Source organism: Erwinia sp. S38 (assembly GCF_016624545.1).
Taxonomy (GTDB): domain Bacteria; phylum Pseudomonadota; class Gammaproteobacteria; order Enterobacterales; family Enterobacteriaceae; genus Erwinia; species Erwinia coffeiphila.
Genome location: NZ_JACVTS010000007.1, coordinates 57749 through 77483, shown reverse-complemented (window position 1 = coordinate 77483; position 19735 = coordinate 57749). Strand labels below are relative to the sequence as shown.

Annotated in this window: 19 protein-coding genes; 10 read left to right on the top strand and 9 right to left on the bottom strand. The window is 55.8% G+C overall.

Features of this window, described 5'->3' with window-relative positions:
* Window positions 1–21 precede the first annotated feature (21 nt).
* Entirely contained in the window at window positions 22–1311 is a 1290-nt protein-coding gene (gene uraA, locus IBT46_RS10145) for a uracil permease (RefSeq protein ID WP_200545578.1), read from the top strand.
* 296 nt (window positions 1312–1607) lie between these two features.
* Window positions 1608–2315 carry a DnaA inactivator Hda gene (hda, locus tag IBT46_RS10140; protein ID WP_123335939.1) on the top strand — a complete coding sequence of 236 codons (708 nt, stop codon included), beginning with the start codon at window positions 1608–1610 and terminating at the stop codon, window positions 2313–2315.
* Between the two features lie 101 nt (window positions 2316–2416).
* On the opposite strand, the gene arsC is transcribed toward hda, so the two are convergent.
* Both arsC and IBT46_RS10130 read right to left on the bottom strand, forming a co-directional pair.
* The gene (arsC, locus tag IBT46_RS10135; RefSeq protein ID WP_200545577.1) at window positions 2417–2770 is read right to left on the bottom strand and encodes an arsenate reductase (glutaredoxin); all 354 of its coding nucleotides are present in this window, start codon (window positions 2768–2770) and stop codon (window positions 2417–2419) included.
* A 38-nt stretch (window positions 2771–2808) separates the two neighbouring features.
* Window positions 2809–4272 carry a M48 family metallopeptidase gene (locus IBT46_RS10130; protein WP_105593255.1) on the bottom strand — a complete coding sequence of 488 codons (1464 nt, stop codon included), beginning with the start codon at window positions 4270–4272 and terminating at the stop codon, window positions 2809–2811.
* Between the two features lie 344 nt (window positions 4273–4616).
* Between IBT46_RS10130 and IBT46_RS10125 the strand changes: the two genes are divergently transcribed.
* Both IBT46_RS10125 and IBT46_RS10120 read left to right on the top strand, forming a co-directional pair.
* Window positions 4617–6224 (top strand): sensor domain-containing diguanylate cyclase, encoded by a 1608-nt coding sequence (locus IBT46_RS10125; RefSeq protein ID WP_200545576.1) that lies wholly within the window; start codon window positions 4617–4619, stop codon window positions 6222–6224.
* Between the two features lie 82 nt (window positions 6225–6306).
* A complete protein-coding gene (locus IBT46_RS10120; RefSeq protein WP_105593257.1) occupies window positions 6307–7365 on the top strand; it encodes an AI-2E family transporter in 1059 nt (352 codons plus the stop codon).
* Between the two features lie 63 nt (window positions 7366–7428).
* On the opposite strand, the gene bcp is transcribed toward IBT46_RS10120, so the two are convergent.
* Both bcp and IBT46_RS10110 read right to left on the bottom strand, forming a co-directional pair.
* Window positions 7429–7896, bottom strand: a complete 468-nt coding sequence (gene bcp, locus IBT46_RS10115) for a thioredoxin-dependent thiol peroxidase (protein WP_200545575.1) — start codon at window positions 7894–7896, stop codon at window positions 7429–7431.
* A gap of 76 nt (window positions 7897–7972) precedes the next feature.
* Window positions 7973–8530, bottom strand: a complete 558-nt coding sequence (locus IBT46_RS10110) for a glycine cleavage system transcriptional repressor (RefSeq protein WP_370569431.1) — start codon at window positions 8528–8530, stop codon at window positions 7973–7975.
* Between the two features lie 137 nt (window positions 8531–8667).
* Here IBT46_RS10110 and dapA point away from each other — a divergent pair, with 137 nt between their 5' ends.
* The 6 genes from dapA (at window position 8668) to ypfH (ending at window position 15280) form a co-directional block, all read left to right on the top strand.
* Entirely contained in the window at window positions 8668–9546 is an 879-nt protein-coding gene (dapA, locus tag IBT46_RS10105) for a 4-hydroxy-tetrahydrodipicolinate synthase (RefSeq protein ID WP_200545574.1), read from the top strand.
* Window positions 9547–9561: 15 nt separating this feature from the next.
* A complete protein-coding gene (gene bamC / locus IBT46_RS10100) occupies window positions 9562–10590 on the top strand; it encodes an outer membrane protein assembly factor BamC (RefSeq protein WP_200545573.1) in 1029 nt (342 codons plus the stop codon).
* Between the two features lie 189 nt (window positions 10591–10779).
* Entirely contained in the window at window positions 10780–11493 is a 714-nt protein-coding gene (gene purC, locus IBT46_RS10095; protein ID WP_200545572.1) for a phosphoribosylaminoimidazolesuccinocarboxamide synthase, read from the top strand.
* 172 nt (window positions 11494–11665) lie between these two features.
* Window positions 11666–12523, top strand: a complete 858-nt coding sequence (locus IBT46_RS10090; protein WP_200545571.1) for a neutral zinc metallopeptidase — start codon at window positions 11666–11668, stop codon at window positions 12521–12523.
* A gap of 6 nt (window positions 12524–12529) precedes the next feature.
* Window positions 12530–14521: a tRNA(Met) cytidine acetyltransferase TmcA gene (locus IBT46_RS10085; protein WP_200545570.1), complete on the top strand. Its 1992-nt coding sequence runs from the start codon at window positions 12530–12532 to the stop codon at window positions 14519–14521.
* A gap of 81 nt (window positions 14522–14602) precedes the next feature.
* On the top strand, window positions 14603–15280 hold the full coding sequence (ypfH, locus tag IBT46_RS10080; RefSeq protein WP_200545569.1) for an esterase: 678 nt from the start codon (window positions 14603–14605) through the stop codon (window positions 15278–15280).
* Window positions 15281–15385: 105 nt separating this feature from the next.
* On the opposite strand, the gene IBT46_RS10075 is transcribed toward ypfH, so the two are convergent.
* From IBT46_RS10075 to IBT46_RS10055, 5 genes are all read right to left on the bottom strand, one after another.
* Window positions 15386–15574 (bottom strand): YpfN family protein, encoded by a 189-nt coding sequence (locus IBT46_RS10075; RefSeq protein ID WP_200545568.1) that lies wholly within the window; start codon window positions 15572–15574, stop codon window positions 15386–15388.
* Between the two features lie 18 nt (window positions 15575–15592).
* Window positions 15593–16720 carry a succinyl-diaminopimelate desuccinylase gene (gene dapE, locus IBT46_RS10070; protein WP_200545567.1) on the bottom strand — a complete coding sequence of 376 codons (1128 nt, stop codon included), beginning with the start codon at window positions 16718–16720 and terminating at the stop codon, window positions 15593–15595.
* 2 nt (window positions 16721–16722) lie between these two features.
* Complete coding sequence (locus tag IBT46_RS10065) at window positions 16723–17097, bottom strand: ArsC family reductase (RefSeq protein WP_200545566.1); 375 nt, start codon at window positions 17095–17097, stop codon at window positions 16723–16725.
* A 133-nt stretch (window positions 17098–17230) separates the two neighbouring features.
* Complete coding sequence (locus IBT46_RS10060; RefSeq protein WP_200545565.1) at window positions 17231–18154, bottom strand: AEC family transporter; 924 nt, start codon at window positions 18152–18154, stop codon at window positions 17231–17233.
* Window positions 18155–18262: 108 nt separating this feature from the next.
* Window positions 18263–19735, bottom strand: a complete 1473-nt coding sequence (locus IBT46_RS10055) for a glycoside hydrolase family 1 protein (RefSeq protein ID WP_200545564.1) — start codon at window positions 19733–19735, stop codon at window positions 18263–18265.

The window sequence follows — 19735 nt, the reverse complement described above, 5'->3', positions numbered from 1 at the left end:
CATATCAAGGGGTAGTGAAACATGACGCGTCGCGCAATAGGCGTACACGAGCGGCCACCGCTGCTGCAAACCATTCCACTCAGCTTCCAGCACCTGTTCGCAATGTTCGGTGCCACGGTGCTGGTTCCGATTCTGTTCCACATCAACCCGGCCACGGTGCTGTTGTTTAACGGAATCGGTACGCTGCTGTACCTGTTTATCTGTAAAGGCAAAATTCCGGCTTACCTCGGCTCAAGCTTTGCCTTTATCTCTCCGGTACTGCTGCTGCTGCCGCTGGGATATGAAGTGGCGCTGGGCGGCTTTATTATGTGTGGCGTGCTGTTCTGCCTGGTGGCGCTAATCGTTAAGAAAGCCGGTACCGGCTGGCTGGATGTGATGTTCCCGCCAGCGGCGATGGGCGCGATTGTGGCGGTTATCGGCCTGGAGCTGGCGGGCGTGGCGGCAAATATGGCCGGCCTGCTGCCTGCCGACGGCACCTCTCCCGACAGCAAAACCATCATTATTTCGATGGTGACGCTGGGCGTGACGGTGTTCGGCTCCGTGCTGTTCCGCGGTTTTCTGGCCATTATCCCGATTCTGGTCGGGGTGCTGGTGGGCTACGCGTTATCCTTCTTTATGGGTATCGTTGACTGGACGCCGGTCCGTGAAGCGCACTGGTTTGCGCTGCCAACTTTCTACACTCCGCGCTTCGAGTGGTACGCCATCTTCACCATCCTGCCAGCGGCGCTGGTGGTCATTGCCGAGCACGTCGGGCATCTGGTGGTCACGGCGAATATCGTCAAGAAAGACCTGCTGAAAGATCCTGGCCTGCATCGTTCGATGTTTGCTAACGGCATCTCGACCGTCTTCTCCGGCTTCTTCGGCTCAACGCCGAACACCACCTACGGTGAGAATATCGGCGTGATGGCCATCACCCGCGTCTACAGCACCTGGGTGATCGGCGGTGCGGCAATCCTGGCGATCCTGCTCTCCTGCGTGGGTAAACTGGCGGCGGCAATTCAGGCCGTGCCGGTGCCGGTGATGGGCGGCGTGTCGCTGCTGCTGTACGGGGTGATCGGTGCATCAGGTATCCGTGTGCTGATTGAATCGAAAGTCGACTACAACAAAGCGCAGAACCTGATCCTGACTTCGGTGATTCTGATCATCGGCGTCAGCGGCGCAAAAGTGCACATCGGTGCCGCCGAGCTGAAAGGCATGGCGCTGGCGACTATCGTTGGCGTGGGCCTGAGCCTGATCTTCAAAGTCATCAGCCTGATGCGTAAAGAAGAAGAGATTATTGACGTGGCGGATGAGCGTTCCGACGTTAAGTAACGCTGCCGCACAGACTCCGCAGCCCCTTTAACGGATGCCAGCTATCCGCTGCCGTTAAAGGGGCGCTTTTCGTATGACGATTGACAGCCGCTTACTCTGCTGCACAACGAGCCCCTTCATCCCGGCATTTGGCGTAACGCCAGCCGCTTTCCGATCGCCGATGCTATTTTTCAACCGTGCCTGAAGGTAGATGTCGGTTTTATTACTGCGGTTGATCCCATCAACGGCTTTACGTTTCATGATCGCGAAGGAGTTGTGTTAGACTTTTCGTGATTTCTGCATGCGTAAACCCTGAGGTGATTCTGAACACGCCGGCACAGCTTTCACTGCCACTTTATCTGCCCGATGACGAGACCTTTGCCAGCTTTTGGCCAGGTGAAAATCCGTCCCTGCTGGCCGCGCTGCAGAGTGCACTTCATCAGGAACACGGTAGTTACTTCTATTTCTGGTCACGCGAGGGGGGAGGGCGAAGCCACCTCCTGCATGCAGCCTGCGCCGAGCTTTCGGCGGCCGGAGAAGCCGTCGGTTACGTCCCGCTGGATAAACGCACCTGGTTTGTCCCTGAAGTGCTCGACGGGATGGAGCAGCTGGCGCTGATCTGCATTGATAATATCGAATGCATTGCCGGAGATGAGCCGTGGGAAATGGCGATTTTTGACCTCTATAACCGTATTCTTGAAACCGGTAAAACCCGCCTGCTGATTACCGGAGATCGTCCCCCTCGCCAGCTCAACCTCAAGCTGCCCGATCTGGCATCACGCCTTGACTGGGGGCAAATTTACAAGCTTCAGCCTTTGTCCGACGAAGATAAGCTCCAGGCGCTACAGTTGCGCGCGCGGCTGCGCGGATTTGAACTGCCGGAAGACGTTGGCCGCTTCCTGCTGAAGCGGCTGGATCGCGAGATGCGCACGCTGTTTCTGACCCTTGATCAGCTCGATCGCGCTTCGATCAGCGCGCAGCGCAAGCTGACCATTCCGTTTGTCAAAGAAGCGCTGGATCTCTGATTTTTTGGCTGAAGCCTGACTCGCCCGCCTCATTAATGCACGTAATGAGGCGAGCGATTGAAGAATTTCCAGCACCTGAATGCACGTAATGGTGCTGGCGGTTACAGAATTTCCAGCACCTGCTCAGGCGGCCTGCCAATCCGGGCCTTGCCGTTAGCTACTACAATCGGACGCTCAATCAGCTTCGGCTGAGCGATCATTGCGGCAATCAGCTGATCCTCACCTAGCGCCGGGTTATCCAGCCCTGCGGATTTATACTCATCTTCTTTATGGCGCATCAGCTGACGTGCGCTGCTAAAACCCAGCTGCTTAACCAGCGCTTTCAGCGTTGCCGCATCCGGCGGGGTGTCCAGGTAGCGGATCACCTGCGGCTGGATGCCCCGACCCTCTAACAGTGCCAGCGTTTCGCGGCTCTTGGAACAGCGCGGGTTATGGTAAATCTGTACATCACTCATCTCATTTCCTCCGGCCTCTTCATTTCGGGCCCGTTTTATTATCTCTTTTGATACTGACGGAAGCGTTCCTGCAACTGTCTCAGCTGGTCGATGCGCGCATCGTACCGCGCCTGCTTCAGGCTACCGAGTGGCACTTGAGAACTGGCGCTGCTCAGGCTGCGGATCGCCTGATCGAGCTGCCCGGCCAGCGCCAGACCTTCGGCCCGTGCGGCCTGTTCTTCATCCGACAGGCCCTGCGCTGCGGAAGCCTGGGCCAGCAAATCCCAACCGTTGGGATCGTCCTTATTTGCCCAGGTATAGCGATACAGCACTTTGCTGGCGTTAGCGGGCTGTTTCGCTTCCACATAGGCATTCGCCAGGTTGAGCTGAAGTACCGGATTGCTGCTGCTGGCTTTAATGGCCACCAGACGATTAATGGCCTGCTGCGGCTGGTTCAGACCGATATCGATATCGGTAATAATATCCAGATACCAGACGTTATCCGGCTGTTTCGCCAGCAGCGGGGCAATGATGTTTTTCGCACCGGCATAGTTTTTGGCCTCCAGCATTTGTACCGCTTTACCGTACTGCGCGGCGGCCTGTTCGCGGCTGTTCCCCTTCGACAGGGAATCCAGCAAATCTTCGGTTAGCTGGTTCTGCCCGGTAGAAAACATCCCCAGCGCCCTGACTTTAGCCATATAGAAATCCTGAGACGACTGCACCACCACCGGTTTCATCTGATTAGCACGGTTGCGGGCATCGGACAGTCGGCTGTCGGGAAGGGGGTGAGTTAACAGGATTTCCGGCGGCTTGGAGGAAAAACGCGACTCGTCGGCCAGCTTTTGCAGAAATGCAGGCATCGCTTCCGGATCGAATCCCGCCCGCTGCAATACCTGAATACCAATACGGTCGGCTTCCTGCTCGTTTTGCTGAGTAAAGCTGATAATTCCCTGCTGGGTGCCTGCAAGCGTTCCGCTCAGCGCCGCCATCCCCGCCTGCGGGCTGGCCATAGCCAGCAGAATCGAACCCAGTGCACCCACCCAGGTTAGCGGCGCGTTACGCTGCTGTTCTTCCATGGCGCGCGCCAGGTGTCGCTGGGTAACGTGCGAGATTTCGTGCGCCATTACCGAAGCCAGCTGGCTTTCATTATCGCTGTAGCGGAACAGGGCGGAATGCAGCACGACATTGCCGCCAAAGAAGGCAAAGGCGTTAATTTCATCGTTACGGATCAGGTAGAAATGGAACGGTGTTTTCACCGACCAGGCGTGGGCAACCAGCCGCTGTCCGAGCTGATTGATGTACTGATTCATTAACGGGTCGTTGATGATTGGCGCACTGGCACGCAGCTGGCGAACGTAAAAGTCCCCCATTGCCAGCTCCTGATTAACCGACAGCGTGCCACCCGCCGTCGTACCAATATCCGGCAGATTGTCAGTCACATCGGCCAGGACCGGCGTAGCACCACCAGCCAACAGGGAGATAACCAGCGAAGTCAGCAGGCTTTTCTTCAATCGGTTGAACATAGGTAAACCCTAACAAGGACGTCCAGTTTTTGACCGGCAGGATGCCGAAATGTTCTGCAAAGGGTGAAAACTCCGCACCCATCGACATCTTAACCAGTGGTTGGGGGGAATGAAATGGTAAAACCGCGTGAAGTATCGGGCAACGCTCGGAATGACTGATGGGCTGGCATTTCAGAGGTGCTATCAATAATTAATTCGGACTGTGGACGTTAGAATATTCCCAAAACAGTTGGGAGGTGTACAATCGTAGAGTGCTTTACCAGGGCATATCTCGCACTTTTTAACAAACGCGCATAAAAACTACAAGGCGCTAAAAAAATGAAATTATTCACTATGGTGAATCCATGTTAAGGCAATTACGCCCTAAGACGGATTTGCGCACGCTGATCACGCTGCTGGCCGTGGCAAGTATTGTCATCACGCTGGCGAATTCTCTGTACGCCAGCTGGCGCGTGCAGCGTGATGTGCTGATCGGGAATACGCTGGAGTCTAACCGAGTTTATGCCACCAAGCTGGCGGCAACCTCGGAAGTTTTCTTCCAGTTGGCCCAGTCGCAGCTTTCCTATAGCGCGAAAATGCTGGAAGGAGGGCTGGATAATGAAACGCTGCTGCAAAAAGAAGTCGATCGTCTGCGTGAACAAACCAGCAGCTTTAACTCGGTGGTGATTGTTGATGCCAACGGCTGGGTGAAAGCCATCTCACCGGAGTCGCTGATGTTAAAAGGCATGAAGCTGACCTCTTCCGCTGCCAAACAGGCGTTGACCCAGCGCAAGCCGATGATTAGCGATCCGACGATCTCTGCCGCCAATAACCTGCTGGTGTTTATCTCCTGGCCGGTGTGGTCGAAAACCGGCGGTTATCTTGGCTACGTCGGCGGATCGATTTATCTGAAAAAGAAAAGCATTCTTAATGCCCTGCTGGGGGAACAGTTCTACCGTGATGGTTCCTCGCTTTATGTGGTGGATGCCGGGAATCAGGTGCTCTATCACCAGGATCGTAATCTGATTGGTAAAACTATCCCGCCGATTATTGATGACGAGCAGCGGAAAAAAGAGAGCAATGGTTCGCTTCAACTGGAAGGTGACGGCGGGCAGTCGATGCTGGCGGGTTACGCGATTGTTCCGGCTTCGGGCTGGATGATTGTGGCGATGAAACCGAAAGAAGCGACGCTGGCACCGCTGAACAGCCTGCTGCTGCAGGTGCTGAAACACTCTGTGCCTTTTGCGCTGTTGACGCTGATTCTTGCTCTGATACTCGCACAGCGTATTGCTCTGCCGCTCTGGCAGCTGGCGCGTAAAGCCAGCCAGATGGACACCTCTGAGGCCTCGCGTGAAATTAGCGGCATCCGCTCCTGGTACTATGAAGCTTCGCAGATCAAACGGGCGATGCTGGCCGGTATCGGGCTGATGCAGGATAAGATCGGGCGGCTGAAAAGTGAGGTACAAACCGATCCGCTCACCGGGCTGCTCAACCGACGCGGTCTGAATGCCGTGCTGGAGTATTTCCTGGCTACCCAGCAGCCTTTTGCCGTGCTGGCGCTGGATATCGACTACTTTAAACGAGTGAACGATACCTTCGGCCATGATGTGGGCGACGATGTGATCGAAAACGTCGCGCGTCAGCTGGAATTCGGCGCGCGGCAGACCGATGTTATCTGTCGCAACGGCGGTGAAGAGTTTCTGATGATCCTGCCTGCGACCGACAGCGAAACGGCACTGGCTATTGCTGAACGCGTGCGCCGACGTATTGAAATTCAGGTACTGGACAGAGTTGGCAGTATTACTATTTCAATCGGCGTAGCTTTCTGGACGCCAGAGATGAAAACCATGGAACACACGTTTAAACAGGCCGATGAAGCGCTGTATCAGGCCAAAAACGCCGGTCGTAACCGGGTAATGACGCTGCAAAAAGCTGCCGTGCAGCCGGAAGCCGTTCATTCAGCCACGTTCTGATCTTGACTCCCGCCCCGCACCGCAGCGAGGGCGGTGAGTTTCAGTTACACTCACCTCATCTTTCCAAGGCAAGGACTCCTTCATGCTGGAACTTTTACTGCAGTGGTATCGCCGTCGTTTTACCGACCCGCAGGCCATTGCTCTGCTGGCGATCCTGCTGGCAACGTTCTGCATTCTGTTTTTCTTTAACGGCCTGCTGGCCCCGCTGCTGGTGGCAATTGTGCTGGCTTATTTACTGGAATGGCCAACGGTACGGCTTGAACGACTGGGCTGTTCCCGCAGCTGGGCGACCACCCTGGTGCTGATTGTCTTTGCTGCGCTGTTACTGATTTTACTGCTGGTGGTGGTGCCGGTCGCCTGGCAGCAGGGGATTAATTTGACTCACGAACTGCCCAGCATGCTGACCCGCCTCTACCAGTTTGCTACCCGCCTGCCGGAGCGGTTTCCTACGCTGATGGATGTCGGCATCGTGGATATCGTCGTGGAAAACCTGCGTACCCGGCTGAGCGGTCTGGGCGATCAGGTCGTGAAATATTCGCTGGCCTCGCTGGTCGGGCTGATGACGCTGGCTATCTATCTGGTGCTGGTACCGCTGATGGTCTTCTTCCTGCTGAAAGATAAAGAGCAGTTGCTGAATGCGGTTCGCCGGGTGCTTCCGCGCAATCGCGGTCTGGCCGGGCAGGTGTGGATTGAGATGAACCAGCAGGTTTCCAACTATATACGCGGAAAAGTGTTGGAAATGGTTGTTGTCGGCATTGCCAGCTGGATAGGATTTTTGGCGATCGGCATGAACTACGCGTTGCTGCTGGCGGTGCTGGTTGGCGTTTCTGTACTGATTCCGTATATCGGTGCCATGGTGGTGACTATTCCGGTCATTGGTGTTGGTCTGGGGCAGTGGGGGCTGACCGGCGATTTCTGGACTATGATGATTATCTATCTGATTATTCAGGGGCTGGACGGCAATATTCTGGTGCCGGTGCTGTTTTCGGAAGCGGTCAATCTTCACCCGCTGGTGATTATTTTGTCAGTGGTGATTTTTGGCGGGCTGTGGGGTTTTTGGGGCGTGTTCTTCGCCATTCCGCTGGCGACGCTGATCAAAGCGGTGGTCCATGCCTGGCCGGACGAACTGTATAAAGAGTAATGATAGAGCGGGCCGCGTTATGCTGGCCCGCCCGTTTAATCAGGTACAATCTGCCGCTGCGAATCAGGCCGCTTTCAGATAATCCATCACGATGTCGTGGTGATTGCTGGTTTTAAAGTCGTCAAACACCTTCTCAACCTTGCCGTCAGCGCCAATCAGGAAGCTGATGCGATGAATGCCGTCATAGGTTTTACCCATAAAGGTTTTCTCGCCCCAGATACCAAACTGTTCGCAGACCGCGTGGTCTTCATCTGACAGCAGGGTGAAATTAAGCATCTCTTTTTCAACAAAGCGGGAGAGCTTCTCCGGTTTATCCGTGCTAATACCCAAAACTTCAACACCGGCTTTTTTCAGCTCATCCATGCTGTCACGCAGCCCGCACGCCTGTACGGTACAGCCCGGCGTCATCGCTTTCGGGTAGAAATAAACCAGAACGCGCTGCCCCTGGAAGTCGGTCAAATTTACTTGCTCGCCATCCTGATCGGGCAAGCTAAATTTCGGTGCAATATCACCGGCTTTCAGTGGATTCATCACTACACTCCGTTTTTTATCATTTATGCTGTGGGCTAATTAGAACAGTTTCTTTCCGCAGTGGTGGACGGACCATTCAGGAACCGTGGTGCGAAACCGCCTTAATAGTGCCCTGAGCATGAAGTTCTGTACATAGGCGGTTAAACGCCTGCTCGATATGTGACGCATCCTGGCTGGCAGGACTGTGTGCCGTCATTTGAATATAAAGCAAAGGCGGCTGATTATCCTGGGCGGGCTGGGTTCTTGAGGCCAGCTCCGCAATATTCATCTGATGCGAATCAAACAGGTCGGTAAAGCGCTCAATAATGTGCGGTGAATCGGCAACCTCTACCTGTACCCAGACTGTGGCCGGCATCGGCGGCCGCGCGCTGGCACCGGTGCGTTTCATCACAATCAACAGCTCCAATTCTGCACCTTTCAGCGGCAGCGTGGATTCAATCAGCGTAATCGCATTCCAGCTACCGGAGAGCAGCATAATAAAGGTGAACTCTTCGCCGAGCATCGCCAGCCGACTGTCTTCAATGTTGCACCCGCAGCTGCTGACGTGGCGTGTAATGGTATTGACGATTCCGGGGCGGTCAACGCCAAGTGCGGTGATAACCAGGTGGTGCTCGGGTGACTGCGGCAAAATCATGCTTCCTGTCTAAATGCTAATAACCATAAGGTAAACATAAAAAAAACTGCTGACAAGGGCCTGAGCCGCCTTGTCCGCTTGCTTTTAATGCTCGGTCAAACGTACCATGAAGCACTTGTTTGTCGAGGGGATCGCCAATGTTTACGGGAAGTCTTGTAGCACTCGTTACGCCAATGGATGACAAAGGTAATGTCTGCCGTGCGAGTCTGAAAAAACTGATTGATTATCATGTTGCCAGCGGTACATCGGCAATTGTTTCTGTAGGAACCACCGGTGAGTCCGCCACCCTGAGCCATGACGAGCATGGCGACGTGGTACTGATGACGCTGGAGCTGGCCGATGGCCGCATCCCAATCATCGCCGGAACCGGCGCAAACGCCACTTCGGAAGGCGTCTCTCTGACTAAACGTTTTGAAAAATCCGGTGTTGTCGGCTGCCTGACCGTGACGCCGTATTACAACCGTCCTACGCAGGAAGGGCTGTATCAGCACTTCAAAACCATCGCGGAAAGCACCGAGCTGCCGCAGATGCTGTACAACGTGCCGTCGCGCACGGGAAGCGATCTGCTGCCGGAAACCGTTGGTCGCCTGGCGAAAATTAAAAATATTATCGGAATCAAAGAGGCTACCGGGAACTTATCACGGGTAAGTCAGATCCAAGAGCTGGTTGATGAAGATTTCGTGCTGGTTAGCGGCGATGACGCGACGGCACTGGACTTCATGCATCTGGGTGGACACGGGATTATTTCCGTAACGGCGAATATCGCCGCGCGCGAAATGGCAGAGCTTTGTGCTCTGGCGCAGCAGGGTAACTTTGCTGAAGCGCGCCGCCTTAACCAGCGCCTGATGCAGCTGCATCAGAAGCTGTTTGTTGAACCCAATCCTATTCCGGTCAAATGGGCCGCGAAAAAGTTAGGATTAATAGCAACCGACACGCTGCGTCTGCCAATGACGCCGCTGACCGATGCCGGTCGTCCGGTTGTAGAGCAGGCTCTTAAAAACGCCGGCCTGCTGTAAATCTAGGGAGAATTGATGGCTTACTCAGTACAAAAGTCCACGGTAGCGAAAGTGGTGGGACTGTCGTTAGTGATGCTGCTGGCAGCATGTTCTAACGATCAGCGTTACAAGCGTCAGGTTAGCGGTGACGAATCCTACCTGCAGGCAGCCGATCTCAGCGATCTGCACGCTCCTGCTGGCATGATCCTGCCGCTGCAAAACGGTGAATTTGATATCCCGAACGTCAGCGATAAAGGGCAGGTGGGTAAGCAACTTGATATTCGTCCACCGGCGCAAACGCTGGCGCTGATGAACGGTACCCGCACCCAGTTTGCCGGTAATACCGGTACTCTGCTGGTGGATTCACGCACCGGTTCAATTTGGCCGCAGGTCGTCAGTGCCGTACAGTCCTACAACTATCCGATTGTTGACCGTCAGGACGGCAATCAGACGTTGACCACCGACTGGGTACAGTGGAACCGTGCTGATGAAGACAATCAGTATCGTGGCCGTTACCAGCTGAGCGTGCAGCAGCAGGGCTATCAGCAGGTGCTGAACGTGAAGCTGCTGGAGCTTGAGCAGGAAGGCAAAAACGTGACTGCGCCGATCCAGCTTCAGCGCTACACCGCGCAGATGCTGAACGACATCAGTACCAAACTGGATAAGATTGAAACCACCCGTGAAGATGCCGCGGCAAACCGCAGCGTGACGCAGATCGACGTGCAGAGCGGTGCCGATGATACCGGCCTGCCGAATCTGATCGTACGTGCGCCGTTCAACGCCGTATGGCAGCGTCTGCCAGCAACGCTGAAGCGTGTGGGCATGGAAGTGACCGACAGCAACCGTTCGCAGGGTAGCCTGAACGTCACCTACAAAGCGCCGGGCAGCAGCACCTGGGATGCGCTGGGAGCGAAAGATCCTGAGCTGACCAACGGTAACTACAAACTCCAGATCGGTGATTTGGATAACCGTAGTAGCCTGCAGTTCCTCGATCCGAAAGGACATCCGCTAACGCAGTCGCAAAACGACGCGCTGGTCGCCGTTTTCCAGGCGGCATTTAAGTAAATCCGAAGGCCGGGAATCTCTCCCGGCCTTTTTATTTACCGCTGCGTAAACGATTGCTTCGGTTTTTTACGCGCAGAACATATAATTCGCCCGGCAGAAAATTTTTAGCGGGTCGCCGAAGGCGGCCCGGACAGTAACCGTTCTCTACCCCGTCGATTTTTCAGGGGATACACGTTGGAGTTAAACAAGATGCAAAAGAAAGCTGAGTTGTATCGCGGCAAAGCGAAAACCGTTTACAGCACCGAAAACCCGGATCTGTTGGTACTCGAATTCCGTAACGATACGTCAGCGCTGGACGGTGAGCGTATCGAACAGTTTGATCGTAAAGGAATGATTAACAACAAGTTCAATTATTTCATTATGACTAAGCTGCAGGAAGCCGGAATCCCAACCCAGATGGAAGCCCTGCTGTCGGATAACGAAGCGCTGGTGAAAAAGCTGGATATGGTGCCGGTTGAATGCGTGGTGCGTAACCGTGCTGCCGGTTCACTGGTGAAGCGTCTGGGCGTTGAAGAGGGTCTGATCCTCAATCCGCCATTGTTTGACCTGTTCCTGAAGAACGATGCCAAACACGATCCGATGATCAACGAATCCTACTGCGAAACCTTCGGCTGGGTCAGCAAAGAAAACCTGGCGAAAATGCGCGACCTGACCTACAAAGCTAACGACGTGCTGAGCAAGCTGTTTGCCGACGCGGGCCTGATCCTCGTTGACTTCAAGCTGGAGTTTGGTCTGTTTAACGGTGAAGTGGTGCTGGGTGATGAATTCTCCCCGGACGGCGCGCGCCTGTGGGATAAAGACACCCTGAACAAGATGGACAAAGACCGCTATCGTCAGAGCCTGGGTGGCCTGATTGAAGCTTATGAAGAAGTGGCGACTCGTCTGGGCGTGAAGCTCGACTGATTCTTGCCACGGGGCGCTTCAGCCCCTGAAAAAGCACGCTTTCTTTAAGGCCAGGTTCTCCTGGCCTTTTGTATGGTCCCTGCCTGAAGTTCACTTTTCTGGTTTTCCGCCTGCCGCACGACTAAAATCGACATATTCAATGTGTTGACCCTTTACAGATAAGAGGCCGCCTATGCGCTGGCAGGGACGTCGCGAGAGCGACAACGTGGAAGATCGCCGTAACCAGTCGGGTTCGGCAGGCGGTGGGGGCATTCGGCTGCCGCGCGGCAAGGCGGGCATTATCCTGCTGGTGGTGGTTGTCGGAGCGGGCTTCTTTGGCTACGACCTGACGCCGCTGATAACCGGTGACGGCAGCTCATTAACGCAGTCATCCAGCCAGCAGCGAGTGGGCGCTAACGATGATGAAGCCGCAAAGTTCAGCCGCACGATTTTTGCGCTGACCGAAGATACCTGGCAGCAGCTGTTTAAGCAGATGGGCGAAACCTGGCGCCCGCCTACGCTGGTGATGTACCGTGGACAGACGTCGACCTCCTGCGGGCGCGGGCAGTCGGCGATGGGGCCGTTTTACTGCCCTGCCGACAGCAAAGTGTATATCGACCTCTCCTTCTACGACGAGATGAAAACCAAACTGCACGCCGGCGGTGAATTCGCTCAGGGCTATGTCATTGCTCATGAAGTGGGCCATCACGTGCAGCATCTACTGGGCATTGACAGCAAAGTACGCCAGATGCAGCAGGGGGCCAGTCAGAAAACCGTCAATCAACTGTCGGTAAAAATGGAACTGCAGGCGGACTGTTTCGCCGGCGTCTGGGGCCACTATATGCAGCAGCAAAATATACTGGAAACCGGTGACCTCGAATCGGCCCTGAATGCTGCTGAAGCGATTGGCGACGATCGTTTACAGCAGCAAAGTCAGGGGCGCGTAGTGCCGGACAGTTTCACTCACGGGACTTCTAAGCAGCGCTACAGCTGGTTTAAAAAGGGCTTCGACAGCGGCGATCCCGGCCAGTGCAACACCTTTGCAGGCTGATCGAAGATGACGGAAATGGAAGCCACCGCACAGCTGCTGCGGCAGGGCTGGCGTCGCTTACTGGTCATTAGCGGTGAAGGGAAGTGGGCGGAACAGCAGGCGACTCGCTGGATAAATCAACTCCCCGGCGACTGGCTATGGGTGGGCGAAACGCCGCGTAGTGAACTGAACTGCCTGCCGGGCGCGATGCGAACCCTGCTGGGGCGGGAATTTAAGCACGCGGTATTTGATGCTCGCTCAGGTTTTCATGCCGAAGCGCTGGCGGCGCTGGCTGGAACCCTGAAAGCGGGAAGCTGGCTGCTGCTGCTGGTTCCCGAGTGGCAGCACTGGCCGCAGCAGGCAGATACTGACGCACAGCGTTGGAGTGAGAGTGATGCTCCCCTTGCCAGCACGCGCTTTGTACAGCGGCTACAGCAGCTCCTGCTGGCCGACGATCGCGTTGCCGTCTGGCGTCAGTATCAGCCATTAAACCTTTCGCTGCTGGTTAATACTCCCGCATGGCGCAGCGACAGCCAGCAACAGCAGCAGATCATCAGCGCCTTATTGCAAAGCGAACCGGGCGTCTCAGTGCTGACGGCACCGCGCGGACGAGGCAAATCCGCGCTGGCGGGGATGCTGGCCGCTCGCTGGCCGGGGCGCTGCCTGGTCACCGCGCCTGCGAAGGTTTCGACGGCGGTGCTGGCCGATTTTGCCGGAGATAATTATGCCTTTATCGCCCCGGATCGCCTGCTGGCCGAGGCAGGGCTGCATCATGCCGACTGGTTGCTGATCGATGAAGCCGCTGCGATCCCCGCACCGCTGCTACGGCAGTTGGTTTCGCTATACCCCCGCGTGCTGCTCACCACCACCGTTCAGGGTTACGAAGGAACCGGGCGCGGTTTCCTGCTGAAGTTCTGCGCCTCGCTGCCGCAGGTGAAGCACTATCAGCTGGATATGCCGGTGCGCTGGGCGGAAAACGATCCGCTGGAAGAACTCATTGGCGAAGCGCTGCTGTTTGACGACGCTGAGTCACCGGTGAGGCAGGAGGATATTGTTTATCAGGCGCTGGAGCAGGACGACTGGACGCGCCAGCCCGATCGTATGGCCGCCGTCTATCAGCTGCTGACCAGCGCCCACTATCGTACCTCGCCGTTGGATCTGCGACGGATGATGGACGCGCCGGGCATGCATTTTACCGCCGCGCTTCAGGGCGAAACCGTGCAGGGTGCGCTGTGGGCCGTTGATGAAGGCGGGCTATCCGCCGATCTGGCCTGGGCGGTGTGGGCCGGATACCGCCGCCCGCGCGGCAATCTGGTGGCGCAGTCTCTGGCGGCGCATGCCGGACTACCCGAAGCGGCACAGTTGCGATCGCGGCGCATCAGCCGTATTGCGGTTAGCGCGCCGCAGCGTGGACAGGGCTGTGGCCAGCGGCTGATTGCGATCTGCCGCGAGCAAAGCGAGGGACTGGATTTCCTGTCGGTCAGCTTTGGTTTCACCACCGATCTGTGGCGATTCTGGCAGCGCTGCGGCTTCCAACTGGTGCGCTTTGGCACTCAGCGGGAAGCCAGCAGTGGCTGCTATGCGGCGATGGCGATCCTGCCGCTCAGCGACGCCGGCTGGGCGTTGTTGGTGCGTGGCGCACTCCGGCTTGAGCGCGAGGGTTACTGGTTAAGTCATCTGCTGGAAGACCAAACGCTGCCGCTCAACCGCCAGCAAGGCGATAACTATGTAGACGAAGACGACTGGTGTGAGCTGGCGGGTTTCGCCTGGGCTCACCGGCCGTTTGAAGCCAGCCTTGCCGCGCTGGGGCGGCTGGCGCAGCTGATGCCGGAAAGCGCACCGCTGCTCTGTGCCGCGCTGCTACAGCGCCAATCTGCGACGGAAATATGCCGCCAGTATCGTCTTGCCGGGCGTAAGGCGCTGCTACTGGCGTGGCGTACTGAAGCTCAGCGGGCGCTGGCGATCATTGATGCTGAACGGGCGCTGAGCTGGCAGCAGCGGGTTATCTTGTTGCAATAAATCCAACATCTCTGTCAAAAATCTGCCGTTTTCTCCGTCGGTAAGAGGCGTATGATCGCTTTACCGAATAAGGAGAGCACCATGAAATATGACCACGTTGTTGTACATAGCCCGTCGCTTCCGGCCACTCAGCTGTTTTTACTGTTTCACGCAGCCGGGGATAAACCGGTGGCGATGGCACAGATCGGTACTGAGTTTGCCAAAGCCTTCCCGCGGGCGCAGGTGGTCAGTATTGGCGCGCCAGAGCCGGATAGCCAATGGTATCCGGCGTCAGGCAGCGAAGATGAGCAGGCCCGCGTAGCCGCCGTGCTGCCCGGCTTTATCGACGCCGTGCGTCAACAGCAGCAGCAGAATGGCGTGCGTGCCGAGGCCACCGCGCTGATTGGTTTCGCCCAGGGCAGCACGATGATCCTCGAGGCCGTTGCTCAGCACCCGGATCTGGCCTCTCGGGTTGTGGCCTTCAGCGGTCGCTATGCGGCTTTACCGCAGAAAGCGAGTACGCGGACCACCATCCACCTGATTCACGGTGATAATGACGTTACCGTTCCGCTGACGCATGCGGTTGATGCGCAGGAGCGATTAACGGCCATTGGCGGTGACGTCACGCTGGATATCGTGGACGATTTGACCCACGCCGTAGATGACCGGGCGATGCAGATGGCGCTTGAGCGGCTGCAGTTTACCGTGCCGCGCCGCTACTTTGATGAAGCGCTTGGCGGCGGGCGGCCGGGTGATGATGATGTGATCGCGCTGATGTAATGCTATTCAGCAAGACGGAGTCATGAGCGCGTCAATAGCGGCTCTGGAAGCAATTCCAGAGCCGTTTCGAGAGTGATGCAGATAAATTAGTGAGTGAAAGGCAGGTTACTTCTTCTTCGGCCAGTCGTCTTCATCATCCCATTTATGATTGAAGTCGCGATGCGGCGGCAGTTTCGGCTTGTTTTCGAGAAACTTTTTATGGTCGATGCGCTTCAGATCCTTATACACGTTCATCAGAATGCCGACCATCAGCAGGATCACCAGGACCCACCAGTACTCTTTAAAAAATTCCATATCCTCACCTCAGAACGCTTACGCGATCAGCTGTTCCATAATGCGCTGGTACATACGGCTCAACAGCTGGAGATCGGCGGCCTTCACGCACTCGTTGATTTTGTGAATGCTGGCGTTCACCGGTCCCAGCTCCACCACCTGAGCACCCATGCGGGCAATAAAGCGCCCGTCGGACGTACCGCCGGTTGTTTCAAGCTGTGGCCTGATTTCATTATAGTGCTCAACCGCGTTAACTACCGCATCAACCAGCTTGCCGCGTGAAGTGAGGAACGGCTGACCGGAAAGTTTCCACTCGATGCTGTAGCGCAGCTGGTGGCGATCGAGCAGTTCCTGTACTCGCTGTTTGATTAGCTCATCGGTCAGTTCGGTGCTGAAGCGGAAGTTGAACTGCACGAAAAAGTCACCTGGGATGACGTTGTTGCTGCCGGTTCCCGCCTGCACGTTGGCAATCTGCATACTGGTAGGAGGGAAGAACTCGTTGCCGCGATCCCACTCAGTGGCGACCAGCTCGTTCAACGCAGGCATCGCACGGTGCACCGGGTTATCGGCGAGGTGCGGATAGGCAACGTGGCCCTGCACGCCGTGGATGGTCAGGTTAGCGGTAATCGAGCCGCGACGGCCGTTTTTCACCACGTCACCCACGACTTCGGTGCTGGAAGGTTCGCCGACCAGGCAGTAGTCCAGGCGCTCGTTGCGCGCCATCAGCGCCTCAACCACCTTAACGGTGCCGTTGGCGGCGCTGGCTTCTTCGTCGGAGGTGATCAGGAAGGCCAGGCGACCTTTATGTCGCGGATGTGCGGCAACAAATCGCTCGGCTGCAACCACCATCGCCGCCAGCGAACCTTTCATATCCGCGGCACCACGGCCAAACAGCATGCCGTCGCGAATAGTGGGTTCGAACGGAGGATTGATCCAGCGGTTGGCATCGCCGGTTGGGACCACATCGGTGTGTCCGGCAAAGGCCAGCGTTTCGCCCTGACCGCGCCACGCCCAGAAATTCAGGGTATCGCCAAAGTTCATTGGCTCAACGGTAAAGCCCAGTGCCTCAAGGCGAGCAATGAGAATAGCCTGGCAACCGGCATCATCCGGGCTGAGGGAAGGGCGACGAATAAGCTGCTGCGTCAACTCAATGACCGGACAATACATAATTAACACTTCTCCTGAATAAACTGCTGATACGTGGCTTCACTGAAGCCCAGCAGCATAGAGCCGTCTGCGGCGCAGAGCAACGGGCGTTTAATGATTGCGGGCATTGCCAGCATCAGTTCCTGTGCGGCTGCTGCATTATTCACCGCTTCGCGCGTGGCTTCATCCAGTTTGCGCCAGGTGGTGCCGCGCGTGTTCAGCAGCGGCTCCCAGCCGAGAACCGCAATAAACTGGCCCAGCAGCGCCGCGTCCAGCCCGTCGGCACGGTAATCATGGAACCGATAGTCGGTATTGTTGGCTTCCAGATACTTGCGCGCTTTTTTAATGGTGTCGCAGTTTTTAATGCCGTACATGGTCAGCGTATTTTCAGAGGTCATAAAACTCTACCTGTCATCGGGAAACGTTCAAAAAGGTATTATTCCACAGAATCACGCTGTTGGGATGGCGGAATCGCTATATGTATCAAGGATTGCCGTCCGAAAAATCCATCGGGCGGCCGTTGAGGCGCACTTACCCAATAAGATAAATACAGAGCGAAAGCGTAATCAGCGAACCGAGGGTGGACAGCAGAATCACGCGAGATACAACGGACGCTTCACGCCGGTAGTATTCCGCCAGCATAAATGGACCGGTGCCGGTCGGCAGAGCACTGAGCAGCAGGGCCGTTTTAGCCCACAGCGGCGGCAAGTGAAACACATAAAAGGCGAGGACCCAGGTCATGAGCGGGTGAACAATCAGCTTTATCCCGACCAGCTGCATGGAACCTCTGCCGGACCCTGTCTGCCTGTGGGCTAAAAACGCGCCGAGCGAAACCAGCGCGCATGGCGTGGTTGCCACACCCAGCATGGTCAGAAACTGCAATAAAGCGGCAGGAAGTTCAGCCCCGGAAACGCCCCAGCACGCCCCCAGAATAGGCGAGACCACCAGCGGGTTTTTACACAGTGAAATCAGCACTTTTCGCGCCGCCTGATGCCAGCTGCTTTCCGTTTGCAGCGCAACTTCAATGCAGATAACCGACAGGGAAAATAGCAGGCAAACCACAATCAGCGTGGCAATCAGCGCGGGTTCAAGGCCCGCAGGTCCGGCGACCAGCAGGCAGAGCGGGATGCCGATATACCCGGTGTTGGCATAGGAGGCACTCAGGCCATCAAGGCTGGCTTCGGCGAGGTTTTTCTTTGCCCGAAAGCGTATTAAGAGCGTAACGATAAATACCGACAGAGTGCTCAGACAGAAAACGGCAATAAACTGCGGATGCCAGATCTGGCTCAGGGTTGCCGTCGCCGTTGATTTAAACAGCAGGGCAGGCAGGCAAAGCCAGACCACAAAACGGTTAAGCTCGGAGGCCGCCGTGGCTCCCAGACGCAGGGTTTTACGGCAGACATAGCCAATCAGGATCAGGGCAAAAATAGGCAGCAGAACGTTGATGACAATCATTAACTCAGGTATCCCTGAAAAATCAAAATACTCAAATAAAAACTGCACCTTACTCCGTCGGATAACCAACGTTTGGGATGCAGTCCATGTAGCGTACTTTCCTAAGAATTAATTGCTCAGGTCGGAACCGTTAGAGGCAATGACCTTTTTATACCAGTAAAAGCTCTTCTTACGCGAGCGCGCCAGCGATCCATTCCCCATATCGTCCTGATCGACATAGATAAAGCCATAGCGCTTTGACATCTGTGAGGTGCTGGCGCTGACCATATCGATAGGCCCCCACCAGGTATAGCCAAACAGCTCAACGCCGTCAGCGATGGCTTCCTGCATCTGCTCAATATGCAGGCGCAGATAATCAATGCGGTAGTCATCATGGATTTCGCCATTCGGCTCGACCTTATCCACAGCTCCCAGGCCGTTTTCAGCCACGAACACCGGCTTTTTGTAGCGGTCATAAAGCTGATTCAGCGCCAGCCGCAGGCCTTTCGGATCGATCTGCCAGCCCCAGTCGCTTTCCGGCAAATGCGGATTGCGGATGCCACCGGTGATCAGATTGCCTTTGACCCCTTCCAGCCTTTCCGGGTGCGCGCTGATGGTGCTGGACATGTAGTAGCTGAACGAGACGAAATCAACAGGATACAGCTTGAGAATTTCCTCATCGCCGCGTTCAATCTGTAACGTTACGCCTTTAGCGGCCAGCATTCTTTCCGTCCACGCCGGATAAGCACCGCGCGCCTGCACGTCGCTAAAGAACAATGACACGCGCTGGGCTTCCTCACAGGCCTGCAGATCGTCCGGATGGCAGGTATGCGGATAGAGGATCTGGTAGCTGATCATGCAGCCGACCTGTGAACCAGGGATGATTTCGTGGCAGGCTTTGGTGGCGAGCGCGCTGGCCACAAACTGGTGGTGTGCACCCTGATATTTGGCCTGCTCAAGGTCAGGGTGGTTCTCTTCAATCACGCCGACGCTGACGTACGGATGGTGTTTAACGCAGTTGATTTCGTTAAACGTCATCCAGTATTTCACTTTTTCCCGGTAGCGGGTGAAAACGGTGGTGGCAAACTTCAGGTAAAAATCAATCACCTGGCGGTTTGGCCAGCCGCCGTACTCTGTTACCAGCGTCAGCGGCATTTCATAATGAGAAAGCGAAACCACCGGCTCGATCCCGTGGGAGCGCAACGTATCGAATACCCTATCGTAAAAGGCCAGACCTGCCTCTACCGGTTCGGCTTCATCCCCACGTGGGAAAAGGCGTGTCCAGGCAATCGACATGCGGAAACACTTGAATCCCATCTCGGCAAACAGCGCAATATCTTTCTCATAGTGGTGATAAAAGTCATTACCGCGACGCTTGGGATAATATTTTTTGCTGTCAGGATTTTGCGCTTCGGCAACCTGCGCATGGGTCATTCCGGCCCACTGATCGAGCCAGCGCTCTTTCGGTGAATTAATATCAAAAATGAAAACATCAGAGGCCGACAGGCCCTTACCGTCAACATCAAACGCGCCTTCAAGCTGATTGGCCGCGGTGGCGCCGCCCCATAGAAAGTTATCGGGGAAATTTTTAGAGAAAGTCAT